This is a genomic window from Streptomyces sp. NPDC000134, from assembly GCF_042899225.1.
GTDB lineage: Bacteria > Actinomycetota > Actinomycetes > Streptomycetales > Streptomycetaceae > Streptomyces.
Window position 1 is genome coordinate 458740 of sequence record NZ_JBIAZN010000002.1, and the last position, 16232, is coordinate 474971.

Genomic DNA, 16232 nt, shown 5'->3' on the forward strand with positions numbered 1-16232 from the left:
GCGCACACGTCTTCCCCGCGCCGGCCACCGCGCCGCTAGCGCACGATCGTGATCCGGTCGGCCGCCGGCGGTGCGATCGGGGCGCCCGCCGAGGAGTTGGCCGTCAGGTACTGCTCCAGCGCGGTCAGGTCGTCGGCGCCGACCAGGTCGTCGGTGCCCTGGCCCAGCGTGGTGAAGCCGTCGCCGCCGCCCGCGAGGAAGCTGTTGCTGGCGACCCGGTAGGTGGCCGCCGGGTCGACGGGGGCGCCGTTGAGGCGGATGGAGTCGGTGACGACCCGGTCCGCGCCCGACTTGGTGAGGTCCAGCGTGTACGTCAGCCCGGAGGAGATCTGGAGGATCTTCGGCGAGGCCGCGTTGACGCCGCTGACCTGCTCCTTGAGTACCTGGATCAACTGGGCGCCGGTGAGGTTCTGCAAGTTGACCGTGTTGGCGAACGGCTGGACCGTGAAGCCCTCCGCGAACGTCACCACGCCGTCGCCCTCGCTCCCGCTCGCCGCGTAGGTGAGGGGCGCGCGGATGCCGCCGGGGTTCATCAGGGCGACGTCGGTCTCCGGGTCCAGCTCCCTGCCGTGGGCGAGCTGCGCGTCGGCGATGAGGTCGCCGAGCGGGGACTCGGTGCCGCTGTTGCCGATGTCACCGGAGATGTAGCCGATGGGCCGGCTGCCGATGGGGGCGGCCAGCGCGTTCCACTTGCCGATCAGCGCGGTCAGGTCGGGCGCCTTGGCGACGTCCCGGGTGACGACGTGGTTCGCGGACTTCACCGCCGTACGGGCGATGTCGCCGGTCTTGCGGTCGTAGGTGAGCGTCGTGTCGGTGTAGAGGCGGCCGAAGGACGCGGCGGAGGTGACCATGCGCGGGTTGCCCGCCGGGTCGGGGATCGTGCAGACGTACGCGTTGTGGGTGTGCCCGGTGACCAGCGCGTCGACCTGCGGCGTGACGTTCTTGGCGATGTCGACGATCGGTCCGGAGACGCCGTCGCCGGCGCCCGGGGCGTCGCAGTCGTAGTTGTAGGAGGACGAGGCCGGGAAGCCGCCCTCGTGGACGAGCGCCACGATCGACTTCACGCCCTGCTTCTGGAGCACCTTGGCGTACTTGTTGATCGTCTCGACCTCGTCCTTGAAGGTGAGGCCCTTGACGCCGTCGGCGGAGACGATGCCGGGGGTGCCCTCCAGGGTGACGCCGATGAAACCGACCTTGACGCCGTTCTTCTTCCAGACCCAGTACGGCTTGAGGACGGGCTTTCCGGTCTTCTCGTCGAGGACGTTGGCGGCCAGGTAGGGGAAGTCGGCGCCCTTGAACCTCTTGTCGGAGTAGCAGCCCTCGGTGGGGTGGCAGCCGCCGTTCTGCAGGCGGGCCAGCTCGGCGGCGCCCTCGTCGAACTCGTGGTTGCCGACGCTGGTGACGTCCAGGTCGAGCTTGTTCAGCGCCTCGATGGTGGGCTCGTCGTGGAAGAGGCCCGAGATCAGCGGGGAGGCGCCGACCATGTCGCCGCCGGCCGCGGTGATGGAGTACCGGTTGCCCTCGCGGGCCTCGCGCAGATGGGTGGCGAGGTACTCCACGCCGCCCGCGTCGACCGTCTTCGTGGTGCCGTCGGGCTGGGTCTCGGTGACCCGGCCGGAGGAGCCGGTCGGCGGCTCCAGGTTGCCGTGCAGGTCGTTGAAGGACAGGAGCTGGACGTCCTGGTAGCGGCCGGAGGCGTGGCCCGGGGTGTGGCCGTTGCCGTGCCGGTCCGCGCTGGCCGACGCCGGCAGCGCGGCGGCGGCGAGCGCCCCGGCGGTGACGACGGTGGCGGTGACCGCGAGGAGCCGCGTCGTACGGCGTCTGCGGCGCGGGTCGTGCGGCGACTGAGCGGTGGCTGGCATGCGTGCCCCTGTGGGTCTGCGTGGGTCTGCGTGGACCGGGCCGCCGGCATGACGGCCCGCGGCGCAGCCTAAAGTCAACGCGCGTAGCACAACAGGGGGTCACGGGTTACATCCTGGTTTACTCCCTACCGCCGTAACACCCGCCCCGCCCCTTACCCTCGTACGCATGACCAGCGACGACATCGCGCGGCTCGGCCGCCCCCGCTCGATCGAGACGTACTCCGCCCTCACCGACGAGCAGACCGAGGCGGTCCTCGCGCTGCTCGCCGAGGCCGCCCGGAGGGACGGTCAGCAGGCCGTGTCCGAACAGGGCCGGCTGCACCTGCGCGGCGGCGCGCGGGACGGCATCGCGCACCTGCTGCTCACCGTGGACGGCGAACTCACCGGCTACGCGCAGTTGGAGGACACCGACCCGGTGGAGCCGCCCGCCGCCGAGCTGGTCGTCCACCCGGGGCGGCGCGGACAGGGCCACGGGCGGGCGCTGGGCACCGCGCTGCTCGCCGCCTCCGGCAAGCGGCTGCGGGTGTGGGCGCACGGCGGGCACCCCGCCGCCCGGCACCTCGCGCAGGTCCTCGGGCTGGCCCTGTTCCGCGAACTGCGCCAGATGCGGCGCCCGCTGACCGGCCTCGACCTGCCGGACCCGGTGCTCCCGGAGGGCGTGAGCGTCCGCGCGTTCGTCCCCGGGCGGGACGAGACGGCGTGGCTCGCGGTGAACGCCGCCGCCTTCGCCCACCACCCCGAGCAGGGCTCCCTCACCCTCCGCGACCTCCAGGACCGCGAGGCCGAGCCCTGGTTCGACCCCGAGGGCTTCTTCCTCGCCTTCCGCGGCGAGGACCTGATCGGCTTCCACTGGACCAAGGTCCACGACGCCGAACGCCTCGGCGAGGTGTACGTCGTCGGCGTCGCCCCCGGTGCCCAGGGCGGCGGCCTCGGCAAGGCCCTCACCACGATCGGCCTGCGCCACCTGGCCGGCCGGGGCCTGCCCACGGCGATGCTGTACGTCGACGCCGACAACAAGGCGGCGGTGTCGGTCTATGAACGGCTGGGCTTCACCACCCACGAGACGGACCTGATGTACCGCACGGAGAGCTGAGCGGGCGTGGCCGCTGCGGAAACCCGAACCGGCGTGTCCGGGTCCACTTCGGAGACCTGAGCGGGGGTGGCCGCTGCCGGAACCCGGGCTGGCGTGTCCGTGTCCACCTGGGAGACCTGAGCGTACGGTGACTCAGCGGTGGCGGCCGACCCGCTCCGCCCCGTACAGCCCCCACGCCGCCACCGCCGCCGCCAGCAGCAGCGCCCACCGGTCGTGGGCCGCCGCCCAGCGCTCGTCGCCGACCGGGACGAACAGGGCCCAGCGCTCCGGCAGCAGCAGCGGGGCGAGGACGGCCGAGGCCAGCAGGCCCGCCGCGACGCCCGGTCCCGGCCGGGCGCGGTCGGTGAGCCGGATCCCGGCCGCCGCGCCCGCGAGGGTGAGCAGGCAGACGGCCGCCGCCTCCAGGGTGACGTCGCCGACCGGGGGACGTATCTCCGCGGGGACGAGGAGCACCGCCGCCGCCCACCACAGGGCGACGGGCGGGGCGACCAGGGCGGCGCGCAGGGCCTGCCGGGCGAGCCGCCGGACCGGTACCGCGGCCGTGGTGTGCCGGGCCGGGTCGTCCAGGAGGAAGGCCAGGCCGAGGGCGCCGGCCAGGGCGACGCAGCGCAGCAGGCTGAGCGCGGGCCCGGTCCCCGGTGTCCCGTCCGTCAGCCGGGGCACCGCGGCGAGCAGCAGCCCGACGCCCCCGGCGGCCGCGAGCGTCGGCCACGGCAGGGTGCGCAGCACGGGGAGCGCCGACGCCCGGGTCACTCCTCGCACGAGTCCGCCTTGCCGGGCCCGGCGACGCCCAGCAGCTCGGCCACCCGCGCGGTGGTCACCTTCGGGGAGGTCAGCTCGGCCCAGTGGGCGCGGACCTTGCCCGCGACCCCGGCCGGGGGCCGCTGGAGCAGCCGCCGCACGACGTCGGTCTGGCCCTCCGTCATGGACAGCGGGTCGGTCGGGGAGAGCACGACCGCGGAACCGCTGACGCTGTCGTCCAGGCGGACCCGGCGCAGGGCGCCCACCGGATCGTCCTGCCAGCTCAGCGAGAGCCACATGACGGTCACCATCCGGCCGTCGCACATCGAGCCGCTCGCCGCCTCGCTGCCCGCGACCAGCACGGCGGCGACGGCGGTGGAGAACTCCGGCACCCGGTTGCCGCCCCAGGCGGTGCCGACGGTCACCTGGTTCCGGCGGGTGGCCGAGGGGATCGCGGTGTCGGCGTCCAGGCCGTAACGGGCGTCGATCCGCTGGCGTACCAGGAGGGGCCGGTCGTGCGCGGCGGGGCCGGTGAGCGAGCGGACGCGGTCCACCACCGACGCCCACCGGGCGGTGCGCGGCACCCACTCGGGGAACGCGCAGTACCTCGTGCCGTCGCGCTCGACGCAGGTCTGCTCCTTCTCGGGGCTCACGCTCACCCGCTCCCGGGCGGCGGCCAGGGCCGGGGAGTCCGCGCCGGACTGGGCGACGGCTCCGGTCACCGCCAGGGCGAGGGTGAGGGCGAGGCCCGCCTTCACGGTCAGGCTCCGGGCGCCCGACACGAGCACCGCGAGGAAGGCGAGGCACAGGGCGGCGCCCGCGAGGTACAGGGCGTGCCAGGCGGCGGGCCGGCCCAGCAGGTCGGAGGGGAACGGGGTGGTGCCGGCCTCGGACACCACCGGCGACAGCCACCGGGTGCCCTCGCCCTGGAAGGAGAACGCGCCGAGCACGAACAGGAACAGGAAGCAGACGGAGAGCAGCGGGGCCGCCGACGGCACGGGCAGCAGCCGGGCAAGCAGCACGCCGACCGCCCCGAACAGCAGGACCGCCAGCGGCCCGGCCAGCAGCTCGGCCGGTGAACCGTGCCCGACCGCGCCCGGCTTGAGCGCCTCCCAGGTGAACTGCCCGGCCACGCAGGCGGCGGTGAGCAGCACCACCGGCAGCAGCGCCAGCACCTGGGCGGCCGTACGGTGTCCGCGCGGGACGACCAGCACCGCGAACTGGTCCTCGGTGCCGTGCCGTCTGGAGCGCAGGACGGCGAGGTTGGCGCTCAGCAGCACCGCCATGCCGACGAGCAGGGGCCCGCCCTGGGTCGCCCGGTCGGCGTCCTGCAGTGCCGGGTAACCGTCGTAGGACTGGGGGGTGCGCCACACGATCCAGCCGACGTACACCACGAAGGCGAGGAGGACCGGCGCGCTCAGCAGCAGCTTGCGCGCCTCGAACCGGGCCAGTGCGAGCACCGCCCGCGCCCCGCCGGCCGCCGCCGCGCGGTCCGTCGCCGGGGGCGCCGGGGAGAGCACCGCGCTCATGCCGCCACCTCCGCGTCCACGCCGTCCAGGACGAGCAGGTAGCCGTCCTCCAGGGTGGGTTCGACCAGGTCGGCGCCGGCGGGCGGGTCCCCCACGTTGCGGAAGGTGCCGGTGCCGGTGCGCCACCCCGCCTTCGCGCCCGGATCACGCTCGGCACTGCTCCACACCCGCCCGGCCGCCCGCGCGGTCAGCTCGGCGGGCGTGCCGTCGAAGCGGACGGTCCCCCCGGCCATCACCAGCACCCGCCGGCAGAGCATCGCGACGTCCTCGGTCTGGTGCGTGGACAGCAGCACGGTCCGCCCCTCCCCCGCACGGGCGATCAGCTCCCGGAACCGCATCCGCTGCTCGGGGTCGAGCCCGACGGTCGGTTCGTCCAGCACCAGGAAGCCGGGGTCGCCGACGAGCGCGGCGGCCAGCGCCACCCGCTGCCGCATCCCGCCGGACAGCTTCCGTATCCGCCGCCCGCGCACCTCCCCGAGGCCGACCTCCTCCAGCACCCGCCGCACCTCGCGGTGCCGGGCCCGCCGGTCGGTCAACTCCTTCAGGATCGCCACGTAGTCCACGAACTCGAAGGCGGTGAACCCGGGGTGGAAGCCGGGCGTCTGCGGCAGATAGCCCAGGTGCCGCCGCACCTCCTGGCGGCCCCGGGCGGTCCCGGGATCGTGTCCGAGCACGGTGAAGGAGCCCCGGTCGGCGGGCACGGCGGTGGCCAGCACCCGCAGCAGCGTGGTCTTCCCCGCGCCGTTCGGCCCGAGCAGCCCGGTGACGCCCGGGGTCAGCCGCAGCTCCACGCCGTCGAGGGCGCGGGTGCGGCCGTAGTGCAGGCTCAGCCCGGAGGCGGAGACGGTCGGATGCATCTAGAGACTCCCCTGGGAAGGACGGAGGGACGCGACGTCGAAGCGGTCCCTCAGCAGGAACAGCAGCCCGGCGGCGAGCACGGCGACGGCCGCACTCACGCCCTGCCCGGCCGCGGTGAACGGCGCCAGCGGGCCCCCGGCCGGCTCGCGCACGGCGTCGGCGGCGAGCAGCAGCGCCACCCAGCAGCCGCCGACCGCCGCGGGCGCGGCGACCGGGCCGAGTCTGGGGGTGAGCGCCAGCCCGGCCGCGGTGAGCGCCAGCGCGGGCAGCAGCCAGGCCAGTGCGCGCAGCCCGTAGCCGGGCAGGGCGAGCGTCGCCAGGCCGTTCAGCCCGATGCCCGTGCCCAGCACGGCGACCGTGCGGATCATCAGCAGCTTGAACCCGTGCATCGGCGCCACGACGGCCATCTCGTACGTGGGGTCCAGCGCGGGCCCGTACGACAGGGCCACGCCGGCCAGCGGCAGCAGCGGGGCGAGCGCGAGGAAGACGGTCGGCGAGGCGGCGTGGTCGCCGAACGCCCCGGCGAGGACGGACATCGCCAGCACCAGCACGACCGCGCCCAGCCAGGAGCCCCGCAGCACCGGCGTCGCGGTGAGCAGCCGCGCGGTGTGGTCCGGCACCCCGGCCCGCACCAGCAGCCCCTCGCACCACCCCGCCCGGGGCGCGTCCAGCTCCGCGTCGAGGCGCTCCCACCCGGCGTCCAGCGCGGCCGGGTCGGTCACCTCGGCGAGCAGCGCCCGGCACGCGGCGCAGCCCGCCAGGTGGGCGTCGGCCGACCACAGCCCCGGCGGCGCCAACTCCCCGCGCGCATAGGACCGCAGGTCCTCTTCCGTCACATGCCAGCTCATGCCAGGGCCTCCCGCAACTGCTTGCGGGCACGCATCGCCCGCGTCTTGACCGTGCCCGGCGGAACACCGAGCAGGACGGCGGCCTCACGGGTGGTCAGCCCGTCCACGACCGTCGCCTGGATCACCGCGCGCAGCTCCGGGGAGAGCCGGACCAGCGCCCCGGCGAGGTCCCCGTGCTCGACCCCCGCGAGCACGCGCTCCTCCGCCGAGACCTCCTCGCGGTGCCGCAGTCTCGCCAGCGCCTGCCGCAGCCGCCCCCGGGCCCCGTCCCCCCGCAGCGCGTCGATCAGCCGTCGCGACCCGATCCGCCACAGCCACCCCGCCACGTCACCGTCCTGCCGGTAGCGCGCGCTGCCGCGCCACACCGCGAGGAAGGTCTCCTGCACGACGTCGTCGACGACCCCGGCGTCGGCGCAGCGGCCGCGCAGCCGGGCGCCCAGCCAGGGGGCGTACCGGCGGTACAACTCCTCGAAGGCCCGCCGGTCCCCGTCGTCGGCGACGGCCCGGAGCAGCTCCCCGTCGCTTCTCGTTTCGCTCACATCTCCTCATCGAACGAGCCCGCCGGATCGGTTCACACGATCGCAGCCGGAGTCGCGTCCGCCCGCCGTCCCCCTCCGGCCCGCCGCACCCGGCCTCCGGCCCTCCCCCTCCGGACCGCCGCACCCGGCCTCCCGCCGTCCCCCTCCGGCCCGCCCCTTCCGGGCCGCCGCACCCGGCCTCCCGCCGTCCCCCTCCGGACCGCCCCTTCCGGCCCGCCGCACCCGGCCTCCCGCCGTCCCCTCCGGCCGTCCCCCTCCGGGCCGCCCTCCGGTGTCCCGCACGTCATGTCGCCGTAACCGGTCATTCAGAAGGGCTTGCGACGCTCGGCGAATGCAGCCCGCCGTGCCCGCGTCCTCGCAGCCCCCGGAGAGGCCCGTGCTCCCACCCGCGACGTCCGACGCGCCTGTCCTGCCGCAGGCGCGGAAGAATGGGTTCATGAGCCAGCCGAACGCCCAGGCAGAGGTCCAGCACACGCAGCCCTCCGTGGGTTCCATCGCCGCCCACCGCCCGCACACGGTCGCCGCCACGGTCTCGGACCTGGAGCCGGACATCGACGCCGACCTCGACGCGTACGAGGAGTCGGAGGAGTCCCAGGCGGGCGGCGCCCAGCTTCCGCAGGGCCGCTTCCTGGACCGGGAACGGAGCTGGCTGGCGTTCAACGAACGCGTCCTCGAACTCGCCGAGGACCCGGACACGCCCCTGCTGGAGCGCGCCAACTTCCTGGCCATCTTCGCCAGCAACCTGGACGAGTTCTTCATGGTCCGCGTCGCCGGCCTGAAGCGCCGGATCGCCACCGGCGTCGCCACCCGCTCCGCCTCCGGCCTCCAGCCCCGCGAGGTGCTGGAGATGATCTGGGCGCGCTCGCGGGAACTCATGGCCCGGCACGCCGCCTGCTTCCACGAGGACGTGCTCCCGGCGCTGGCCGGCGAGGGCATCCACCTGGTCCGCTGGAAGGAACTGGGCGAGAAGGAGCAGGGCCGCCTGTTCACCCTCTTCCGCAACCAGATCTTCCCGGTCCTCACCCCCCTCGCCGTCGACCCGGCCCACCCCTTCCCCTACATCTCGGGCCTCTCGCTGAACCTCGCGGTCGTCGTCCGCAACCCGGTCACCGGCCACCGGCACTTCGCCCGGGTCAAGGTGCCCCCGCTGCTCTCCCGCTTCCTGGAGGCGTCCCCGGGCCGTTACGTCCCCCTGGAGGACGTCATCGCCGCCCACCTGGAGCTGCTGTTCCCGGGCATGGAGGTGCTGGAGAGCCACGCCTTCCGCCTCACCCGCAACGAGGACCTGGAGGTGGAGGAGGACGACACCGAGAACCTGCTCCAGGCCCTGGAGAAGGAGCTGATGCGGCGCCGCTTCGGCCCGCCCGTCCGCCTGGAGGTCGAGGAGTCCATCGACCGCGAGGTGCTGGACCTGCTGGTCCGCGAGCTGAAGATCGGCGAGGCCGAGGTCTACCCACTGCCCGGCCCCCTGGACCTCACCGGCCTCTTCCGCATCCACGGCCTGGACCGGCCGGAGCTGAAGTACCCGAAGTTCGTGGCCGGCACCCACCGCGACCTCGCCGAGGTCGAGTCCGCCTCCGCGCCCGACATCTTCGCCGCGCTGCGCAGCCGGGACGTCCTCCTGCACCACCCGTACGACTCCTTCTCCACCTCCGTGCAGGCGTTCCTGGAACAGGCCGCCACCGACCCGGACGTGCTGGCGATCAAGCAGACGCTGTACCGGACCTCCGGCGACTCCCCGATAGTCGACGCGCTCATCGAGGCCGCCGAGTCCGGCAAACAGGTCCTGGTCCTGGTCGAGATCAAGGCCCGCTTCGACGAGCACGCCAACATCAAGTGGGCCCGCAAGCTGGAGGAGGCCGGCTGCCACGTCGTCTACGGCCTGGTCGGCCTGAAGACGCACTGCAAGCTGTCGCTCATCGTCCGCCAGGAGGGCGAGACGCTGCGCCGCTACAGCCACGTCGGCACCGGCAACTACCACCCGAAGACGGCCCGCCTCTACGAGGACCTGGGCCTGCTCACCGCCGACCCGCAGGTCGGCGCGGACCTCTCCGACCTGTTCAACCGGCTCTCCGGCTACTCCCGCCGCGAGACCTACCGCCGGCTGCTCGTCGCCCCCAAGTCGCTGCGCGACGGCCTGGTCTCCCGGATCAACAAGGAGATCCAGCACCACCGCGCCGGGCGGCCCGCGTACGTCCGTATCAAGGTCAACTCGATGGTCGACGAGGCGATCATCGACGCGTGCTACCGCGCCTCGCAGGCGGGCGTCCCCGTCGACGTGTGGGTGCGCGGCATCTGCGCGCTGCGCCCCGGCGTGGCGGGCCTGTCGGAGAACATCCGGGTCCGCTCGATCCTCGGCCGGTTCCTGGAGCACTCCCGGGTCTTCGCCTTCGGCAACGGCGGCGAGCCCGAGGTCTGGCTCGGCAGCGCCGACATGATGCACCGCAACCTCGACCGCCGGATAGAAGCCCTGGTCCGGGTCACCGACCCGGGCCACCGGGCGGCCCTGTGCCGCCTGCTGGAGACCGGCACGGCCGACACCACCGCGTCCTGGCACCTCGGCCCGGACGGCGAGTGGACGCGGCACGCGACCGACCCGGACGGCCAGCCCCTGCGCAACATCCAGGAGACGCTCATAGACGCCCGGAGGCGCCGGCGTGGCACAGCAACACCTTGAACCGACGCACCCCACGGCCGCCGGTTCGGTACCGGCCGACGCCCTGGCGGGGTATCTGCGGGCGCAGGCCACGGAGTTCCTCCGGGCGCTGCGCCTGCACCGGGAGACCGGCGCGAACGGCGCGGAGGGCTCCGGCGACGCGGCCCGCGCGCTGCGCCGCGCCGCCCGCCGGATCAGCGGCAGCCTGCACACCTTCCAGTTGCTGCTGGACAGCGACTGGGCGGAGGCGATGCGCCCCGAACTGGCCTGGCTGTCGGGCACGCTGGCCCTGGAGCACGCGTACGCGTCCCGGCTGGAACGGCTGCTGCAGGCCCTGCACCGGCTGTCCGGCCCGGCGGCGTTCCCGGACCGGTCCCGGGGCGTGCGGCTGACCGGCCCGCCGGGGCCGGCGACGGCCGACCGCGGCCACCTCACCGTCGGCGCGGCCAAGGCGGGCGCCCTGCTGGACCGCCAGCTCACGCTGGCCCGGACCCGGGCGCACTCCACCGCGTTGCAGGCCCTGGGCAGCAGCCGGTTCCACGCGGTCGCCGACAAGGTCGCCGTCCTGGCCAGCGACGTACCGCTGGCCACCGGAGCGGACGCGGCCGACTGCCGTCCGCTCGCCGCGGCGGCGACGGACCGCCTCACCGACGCGGTGGCGGCGCTGCCCCTGGTCACCGCGGGCAGCCCGTACAACGCGGAGGCGCTGGTCCACGGCCTCTCCCCGGACCCGGCCCCGCATCCGCAGGACGCCCCCTGGCACCAGGTACGGCTGCTGCTGCGGCTGCACCGTTACGCCCGTGAGGTCGTCGCCGGCGCCGAGCCGCCCGTGGAGGTCCGGATGCTCGCGGCCGGCGAGGCGCTGGACCGGCACCGCGACGCCTCGGAGGCCGCCGCGGCGGCGGCACAGGCGGCCCGCACGCCCCGGATCGCCCCGGCGACGGCGTACGCGCTGGGGGTACTGCACGCCGATCAGCGGCATGAGGTGGAGGCGGCGCGGTACGCGTTCCAGCACTGCTGGCGCAAGGAAGCGGTCGGCACACCCTAGGGCGGCGTCCGGCGGGCGAGCGGTGTTCGGTGGAGCGGCGTCCCGGAGAGCGAGGCAGCGGTGGGCATCTCAGGCGTATCCGGCGACTCAGGCGGCTCCGGTGCCTCCAGCGGCTCCGGCGGCACCAGCGGCACCAGCGGCACCAGCGGCACCGGCGGCACCGGCGGCACCGGCGACCCCACCGTCCACGCGGCCGGCTGTGTCCTGTGGCGCCGCTCCCCGGTGACCGGCGGGCTGGAGATCTGCCTGGTCCACCGGCCGAAGTACGACGACTGGTCGCATCCGAAGGGCAAGCTGGAGCCCGGTGAGGACCCCCTCGCGGGCGCCCTGCGCGAGGTCGCCGAGGAGACCGGGCAGCGGGCCGTGCCGGGGGCGGAGCTGCCCACCGCGCACTACGCCGTGGACGGCCGCCCCAAGCAGGTGCGCTACTGGGCGGCCGAGGCCGTCGCGGGCACGTTCACGCCCAGCCGTGAGGTGGACCGCGTGCTGTGGCTGGCGCCCGAGGCGGCCCGCGCCCGGCTCACCCGGCCCCTGGACCGTGACCTGATCGACGCGTTCCTGGCCGCGACCGGCCCTTCCTGAGCCACCGCCCCGGTCCGTTCTCCCGCCACCCCGGACCATTCCCCCGCCATCCGGGACCGTTCTTCCACCACCCCCGACCGTTTTCAGCCATCCCGGGCCACCCCGAGCCACGCCGACCCCCCGAGCCGCCCGCAGGGCATCGGCGCCGGTCGGGATCGCTCCGTGTCCTCGACGTGAGCGTTCCGTGACCTCACCGCACCGACGGCAGGGGTTCACCCCTCGTTCATTTACGGCCATCGACGCCTTCATCTGATCTGCCTAATTTCGGCCTTACCCGATACGGGGCGCATCCCGAATACGTGTCCGTATCGCCCAGCCCTACCTCGCACGCCGCCGAACAGGACGGCGGCTCCTGGAAGGAATTTCCTCAGTGAAGCTTCAGCGCATGAACCGGCGGGCCCTCGCTCTCGGTGCTCTCGCCGTCTCCGGCGCCCTGGCCCTCACGGCGTGCGGCTCCGACGACACCGGCGGCGACAAGACCGGCGGTGAGGCCTCGGCCACCACCCAGGCCGGCGACATCAAGTGCGACGACGCCTCGGGCCAGCTCCAGGCGTCCGGCTCCTCCGCCCAGAAGAACGCCATCGACGCCTGGGTCAAGCAGTTCGCCGCCGCCTGCAAGGGCGTGCAGATCAACTACAACCCGACCGGTTCGGGCGCGGGCATCACCGCGTTCACCCAGGGCCAGACGGCCTTCGCCGGTTCGGACTCCGCGCTGAAGCCCGAGGAGATCACCGCCTCCAAGAAGGTCTGCTCCGGCGGCCAGGGCATCGACCTGCCGATGGTCGGCGGCCCGATCGCGGTCGGCTTCAACGTCCCCGGCGTCGACTCGCTGGTCCTGGACGCCCCGACGCTCGCCAAGATCTTCGACAGCAAGATCACCAAGTGGAACGACGCGGCGATCAAGAAGCTCAACCCCGACGCCGAGCTGCCCGACCTCAAGATCCAGGCGTTCCACCGCTCGGACGAGTCCGGCACCACGGACAACTTCACCAAGTACCTGAAGGCCGCCGCGCCGAGCGACTGGAAGTACGAGCCGGGCAAGTCCTGGGAGGCCAAGGGCGGCCAGTCCGCGCAGGGCTCCGCCGGCCTCGCGCAGCAGGTGACGCAGACCTCCGGCGCCATCTCCTACTTCGAGCTGTCCTACGCCAAGGACGGCATCAAGACGGTCGACATCAAGACCGAGGCCGCCGAGCCGGTCAAGGCCACCGTCGAGAACGCGACCGCCGCCATCGGCGCCGCCAAGGTCGTCGGCACCGGCAAGGACCTCGCGCTGGAGCTGGACTACACCCCCACCGCCGACGGCGCGTACCCGATCACCCTGGTGACGTACGAGATCGTCTGCGACAAGGGCAACAAGGCGGAGACCCTTCCCGCCACCAAGTCCTTCCTCAACTACATCGCCTCCGAGAGCGGTCAGGGCCTGCTGGCGGAGGCCGGCTACGCCCCGATGCCCGACGAGATCATCACCAAGGTCCGCGAGACCATCTCGGGCCTGAGCTGACCCGAGTGCGGTCCGGTCCCCGCCCGGGACCGGACCGCACCGTCCGGTGCACCGCCGCCAGGAGCCCCCGACACGCGGGCGGCTCCGCAGACCGGAGAACCCGATGGACACCACCACCCAGAACCCCGCAGCCCCACCAGCCCTCCAGCCGACCGGGCCGGACGAGCGCGCCGCCCGCGGCGCCACCCGCCCCGGAGACCGCGTCTTCGTCGGTCTCTCGCGCGGCTCCGGCATCTTCGTCCTGGTCCTCATGGCCGCCATCGCGGCCTTCCTGACGTATCGCGCCGTGCTCGCGATCAGCAAGGACGAGGCGAACTTCTTCACCAGCTTCGAATGGAACCCCAGCGGCGTGCCGTCCGAGTTCGGCATCGCGGTGCTGGTCTTCGGCACCGTCGTGTCGTCGGTCATCGCCATGGCCATCGCGGTCCCGATCGCGGTGGGCATCGCCCTGTTCATCACCCACTACGCCCCGCGCAGGCTGGGCGGCACCATCGCCTACGTCATCGACCTGCTCGCCGCCGTGCCGTCCATCGTCTACGGCCTGTGGGGCGCCCTGGTCCTGGTGCCGCACCTGAACGGCCTGTACGGCTGGCTCGACGACTACCTGGGCTGGACCGGCCTCTTCGCGTGGGACGGCGGCCCGGCCCGCTCGCTGTTCACCGTCGGCATCCTGCTCGCGATCATGATCCTGCCGATCATCACCAACGTCAGCCGCGAGGTCTTCCGGCAGGTCCCGCAGATGCACGAGGAGGCGGCCCTCGCCCTCGGCGCCACGCGCTGGGAGGTCATCCGGATGTCGGTGCTGCCCTTCGGCCGCTCCGGCATCATCTCCGCCTCGATGCTCGGCCTCGGCCGCGCCCTCGGCGAGACGATGGCCGTGGCCATGGTCCTCTCCCCGACCTTCACCATCCAGGCCAGCCTGCTCGACCCGGGCGGCGGCACCTTCGCCCAGAACATCGCCAGCAAGTTCAACGAGGCCACCGAGATGGGCCGGGACGCGCTGATCGCCTCCGGTCTCGTCCTCTTCGTGATCACCCTGCTGGTCAACGGCGCGGCCCGGCTGATCATCGCCCGCCGCAAGGAGTACTCGGGGGCCAACGCATGAGCCACGCCAGCCTCACCGACAAGCGCCCGCCCAGCTCGCTGCGCGGCGCCACCCTGCCCAAGTGGTTCGCCTGGGCGGTCGCCGCCGGCGCGGTCCTGCTCGGCCTGGGCATCAGCTCCGCGGCCGGCCTGGACAGCTCCATCCAGTGGGCCCTGATAGCCGCCGTCCTCTTCGTGGCCGGCTCCTACGGGATATCCGCCAAGGTCGAGGGCCCCCGCCAGGCCAAGGACCGCATCGCGACCAGCCTGGTCTGGGTCGCCTTCCTGCTGGCCATCATCCCGCTGGCCTCCCTGGTGTGGACGACCGTCAAGAGCGGCGTCAAGGTCCTCGACGGGTACTTCCTCACCCACTCGATGGGCGTGGTCGGCGACGCCGAAACCGGCGGCGGCATCTACCACGGCATCCTCGGCACCCTGGAGCAGGTCGGCCTGGCCACCCTGATCTCCGTGCCGATCGGCGTACTGACCGCGATCTACCTGGTGGAGTACGGCCGCGGCCGGCTCGCCCAGGCCGTCACCTTCTTCGTCGACGTCATGACGGGCATCCCGTCCATCGTCGCGGGTCTGTTCATCCTCAGCCTGTGGATTCTGATCCTGGGCATGGGGCCCTCCGGCTTCGCCGGTTCGATGGCGCTGACCATCCTGATGATCCCGGTCGTCGTCCGCTCCACCGAGGAGATGCTCAAGCTCGTCCCGAACGAGCTGCGCGAGGCGTCCCTGGCCCTCGGCATCCCCAAGTGGCGCACGATCCTGAAGGTGGTCCTGCCGACCTCCATCGGCGGCATCATCACCGGCGTCATGCTGGCCATCGCCCGTATCACCGGCGAGACGGCCCCCGTGCTGCTGCTGGTCTGGGGCGCGGACTTCATCAACGCGAACCCGTTCCAGGACCCGCAGGAATCGCTGCCGATGTACATCTATCTGCAGTACAGCGCCGGCACCGCCGCGTCGATCGACCGTGCCTGGGCGGCGGCCCTGACGCTGATCGCGTTCATCATGATCCTCAACCTGGTGGCCCGCGGCATCGCCCGCTGGAAGGCCCCCAAGACCGGTCGCTAAGGCCTCGGACCCGACGAAAGAAGCAGTGATTCACATGGCCAAGCGCATCGACGTCAGCGGCCTCAACGCCTACTACGGCTCCTTCCTCGCCATCGAGGACATCTCGATGACCATCGAGCCCCGCTCGGTGACGGCCTTCATCGGCCCCTCCGGCTGCGGCAAGTCCACCTTCCTGCGCACCCTCAACCGCATGCACGAGGTCACCCCCGGCGGCCGGGTCGACGGCAAGGTCATGCTGGACGACGAGAACCTGTACGGCGCCGGCATCGACCCCGTCGCCGTGCGGCGCGAGGTCGGCATGGTCTTCCAGCGCCCCAACCCCTTCCCCACGATGTCGGTCTACGACAACGTCGCGGCGGGCCTCAGGCTCAACGGCCGGTACAAGAAGTCGCAGCTCGACGACATCGTCGAGAAGTCCCTGAAGGCCGCCAACCTCTGGAACGAGGTCAAGGACCGCCTGAACAAGCCGGGCTCGGGGCTCTCCGGCGGCCAGCAGCAGCGGCTGTGCATCGCCCGCGCCATCGCGGTCGAGCCGAACGTCCTGCTCATGGACGAGCCCTGCTCCGCCCTGGACCCGATCTCCACCCTCGCCATCGAGGACCTGATCGGCGAGCTGAAGGAACGCTTCACGATCGTCATCGTGACGCACAACATGCAGCAGGCGGCGCGCGTCTCGGACCGCACCGCGTTCTTCAACCTCGCGGCGGTCGGGCAGCCCGGCAAGCTCATCGAGATCGACGAGACGGAGCGGATCTTCTCCAACCCGTCGGTGCAGGCCACGGAGGACTACATCTCCGGCCGCTTCGGCTGAT

At 73.2% G+C, this 16232-nt stretch carries 14 protein-coding genes; 8 read left to right on the forward strand and 6 right to left on the reverse strand.

Going from position 1 to position 16232, the window contains the following annotated elements; translation table 11 throughout:
* Positions 1-35: 35 nt before the first annotated feature.
* Positions 36-1862: a bifunctional metallophosphatase/5'-nucleotidase gene (locus ACFY32_RS04605; RefSeq protein WP_390673404.1), complete on the reverse strand. Its 1827-nt coding sequence runs from the start codon at positions 1860-1862 to the stop codon at positions 36-38.
* A gap of 166 nt (positions 1863-2028) precedes the next feature.
* On the opposite strand from ACFY32_RS04605, the gene mshD reads away from it, so the two are divergent.
* Complete coding sequence (gene mshD / locus ACFY32_RS04610; protein WP_390673405.1) at positions 2029-2955, forward strand: mycothiol synthase; 927 nt, start codon at positions 2029-2031, stop codon at positions 2953-2955.
* 132 nt (positions 2956-3087) lie between these two features.
* On the opposite strand, the gene ACFY32_RS04615 is transcribed toward mshD, so the two are convergent.
* From ACFY32_RS04615 to ACFY32_RS04635, 5 genes are read right to left on the reverse strand one after another with little or no spacing between them, the layout of a single operon-like run.
* The gene (locus tag ACFY32_RS04615; RefSeq protein ID WP_390673406.1) at positions 3088-3717 is read right to left on the reverse strand and encodes an ABC transporter; all 630 of its coding nucleotides are present in this window, start codon (positions 3715-3717) and stop codon (positions 3088-3090) included.
* Complete coding sequence (locus ACFY32_RS04620; RefSeq protein WP_390673407.1) at positions 3705-5225, reverse strand: ABC transporter permease; 1521 nt, start codon at positions 5223-5225, stop codon at positions 3705-3707. Before ACFY32_RS04620 ends, ACFY32_RS04615 begins: the two co-directional genes overlap by 13 nt.
* Complete coding sequence (locus ACFY32_RS04625; protein ID WP_390673408.1) at positions 5222-6082, reverse strand: ABC transporter ATP-binding protein; 861 nt, start codon at positions 6080-6082, stop codon at positions 5222-5224. The genes ACFY32_RS04620 and ACFY32_RS04625 overlap by 4 nt, the downstream gene beginning before the upstream one ends.
* The gene (locus tag ACFY32_RS04630) at positions 6083-6931 is read right to left on the reverse strand and encodes a zf-HC2 domain-containing protein (RefSeq protein WP_359194520.1); all 849 of its coding nucleotides are present in this window, start codon (positions 6929-6931) and stop codon (positions 6083-6085) included.
* Entirely contained in the window at positions 6928-7470 is a 543-nt protein-coding gene (locus ACFY32_RS04635) for an RNA polymerase sigma factor (protein ID WP_359194517.1), read from the reverse strand. The genes ACFY32_RS04630 and ACFY32_RS04635 overlap by 4 nt, the downstream gene beginning before the upstream one ends.
* Positions 7471-7906: 436 nt before the next feature.
* Between ACFY32_RS04635 and ACFY32_RS04640 the strand changes: the two genes are divergently transcribed.
* From ACFY32_RS04640 to pstB, 7 genes are all read left to right on the forward strand, one after another.
* Positions 7907-10147, forward strand: a complete 2241-nt coding sequence (locus tag ACFY32_RS04640; RefSeq protein ID WP_359194514.1) for an RNA degradosome polyphosphate kinase — start codon at positions 7907-7909, stop codon at positions 10145-10147.
* On the forward strand, positions 10128-11174 hold the full coding sequence (locus ACFY32_RS04645; RefSeq protein WP_359194511.1) for a CHAD domain-containing protein: 1047 nt from the start codon (positions 10128-10130) through the stop codon (positions 11172-11174). The genes ACFY32_RS04640 and ACFY32_RS04645 overlap by 20 nt, the downstream gene beginning before the upstream one ends.
* Before the next feature lie 204 nt (positions 11175-11378).
* Positions 11379-11756 carry an NUDIX hydrolase gene (locus ACFY32_RS04650; protein WP_359194983.1) on the forward strand — a complete coding sequence of 126 codons (378 nt, stop codon included), beginning with the start codon at positions 11379-11381 and terminating at the stop codon, positions 11754-11756.
* A gap of 370 nt (positions 11757-12126) precedes the next feature.
* Positions 12127-13257, forward strand: coding sequence for a phosphate ABC transporter substrate-binding protein PstS (pstS, locus tag ACFY32_RS04655; protein ID WP_359194508.1), 1131 nt, complete (start codon positions 12127-12129; stop codon positions 13255-13257).
* Positions 13258-13360: 103 nt separating this feature from the next.
* Positions 13361-14362, forward strand: coding sequence for a phosphate ABC transporter permease subunit PstC (pstC, locus tag ACFY32_RS04660; protein ID WP_359194505.1), 1002 nt, complete (start codon positions 13361-13363; stop codon positions 14360-14362).
* Positions 14359-15420 (forward strand): phosphate ABC transporter permease PstA, encoded by a 1062-nt coding sequence (pstA, locus tag ACFY32_RS04665; protein WP_359194502.1) that lies wholly within the window; start codon positions 14359-14361, stop codon positions 15418-15420. The genes pstC and pstA overlap by 4 nt, the downstream gene beginning before the upstream one ends.
* Before the next feature lie 34 nt (positions 15421-15454).
* Positions 15455-16231 (forward strand): phosphate ABC transporter ATP-binding protein PstB, encoded by a 777-nt coding sequence (pstB, locus tag ACFY32_RS04670; RefSeq protein WP_390673409.1) that lies wholly within the window; start codon positions 15455-15457, stop codon positions 16229-16231.
* Position 16232: the final 1 nt, after the last annotated feature.

What these genes read in the sequence shown, in the direction of transcription:
- pstA (WP_359194502.1), top strand. Translation starts at nt 14,359, where the DNA reads ATGAGCCACGCCAGCCTCACCGACAAGCGCCCGCCCAGCTCGCTGCGC.
- ACFY32_RS04605 (WP_390673404.1), bottom strand. Translation starts at nt 1,862, where the DNA reads ATGCCAGCCACCGCTCAGTCGCCGCACGACCCGCGCCGCAGACGCCGT.
- mshD (WP_390673405.1), top strand. Translation starts at nt 2,029, where the DNA reads ATGACCAGCGACGACATCGCGCGGCTCGGCCGCCCCCGCTCGATCGAG.
- ACFY32_RS04620 (WP_390673407.1), bottom strand. Translation starts at nt 5,225, where the DNA reads ATGAGCGCGGTGCTCTCCCCGGCGCCCCCGGCGACGGACCGCGCGGCG.
- ACFY32_RS04625 (WP_390673408.1), bottom strand. Translation starts at nt 6,082, where the DNA reads ATGCATCCGACCGTCTCCGCCTCCGGGCTGAGCCTGCACTACGGCCGC.
- pstB (WP_390673409.1), top strand. Translation starts at nt 15,455, where the DNA reads ATGGCCAAGCGCATCGACGTCAGCGGCCTCAACGCCTACTACGGCTCC.
- ACFY32_RS04630 (WP_359194520.1), bottom strand. Translation starts at nt 6,931, where the DNA reads ATGAGCTGGCATGTGACGGAAGAGGACCTGCGGTCCTATGCGCGCGGG.
- pstC (WP_359194505.1), top strand. Translation starts at nt 13,361, where the DNA reads ATGGACACCACCACCCAGAACCCCGCAGCCCCACCAGCCCTCCAGCCG.
- ACFY32_RS04640 (WP_359194514.1), top strand. Translation starts at nt 7,907, where the DNA reads ATGAGCCAGCCGAACGCCCAGGCAGAGGTCCAGCACACGCAGCCCTCC.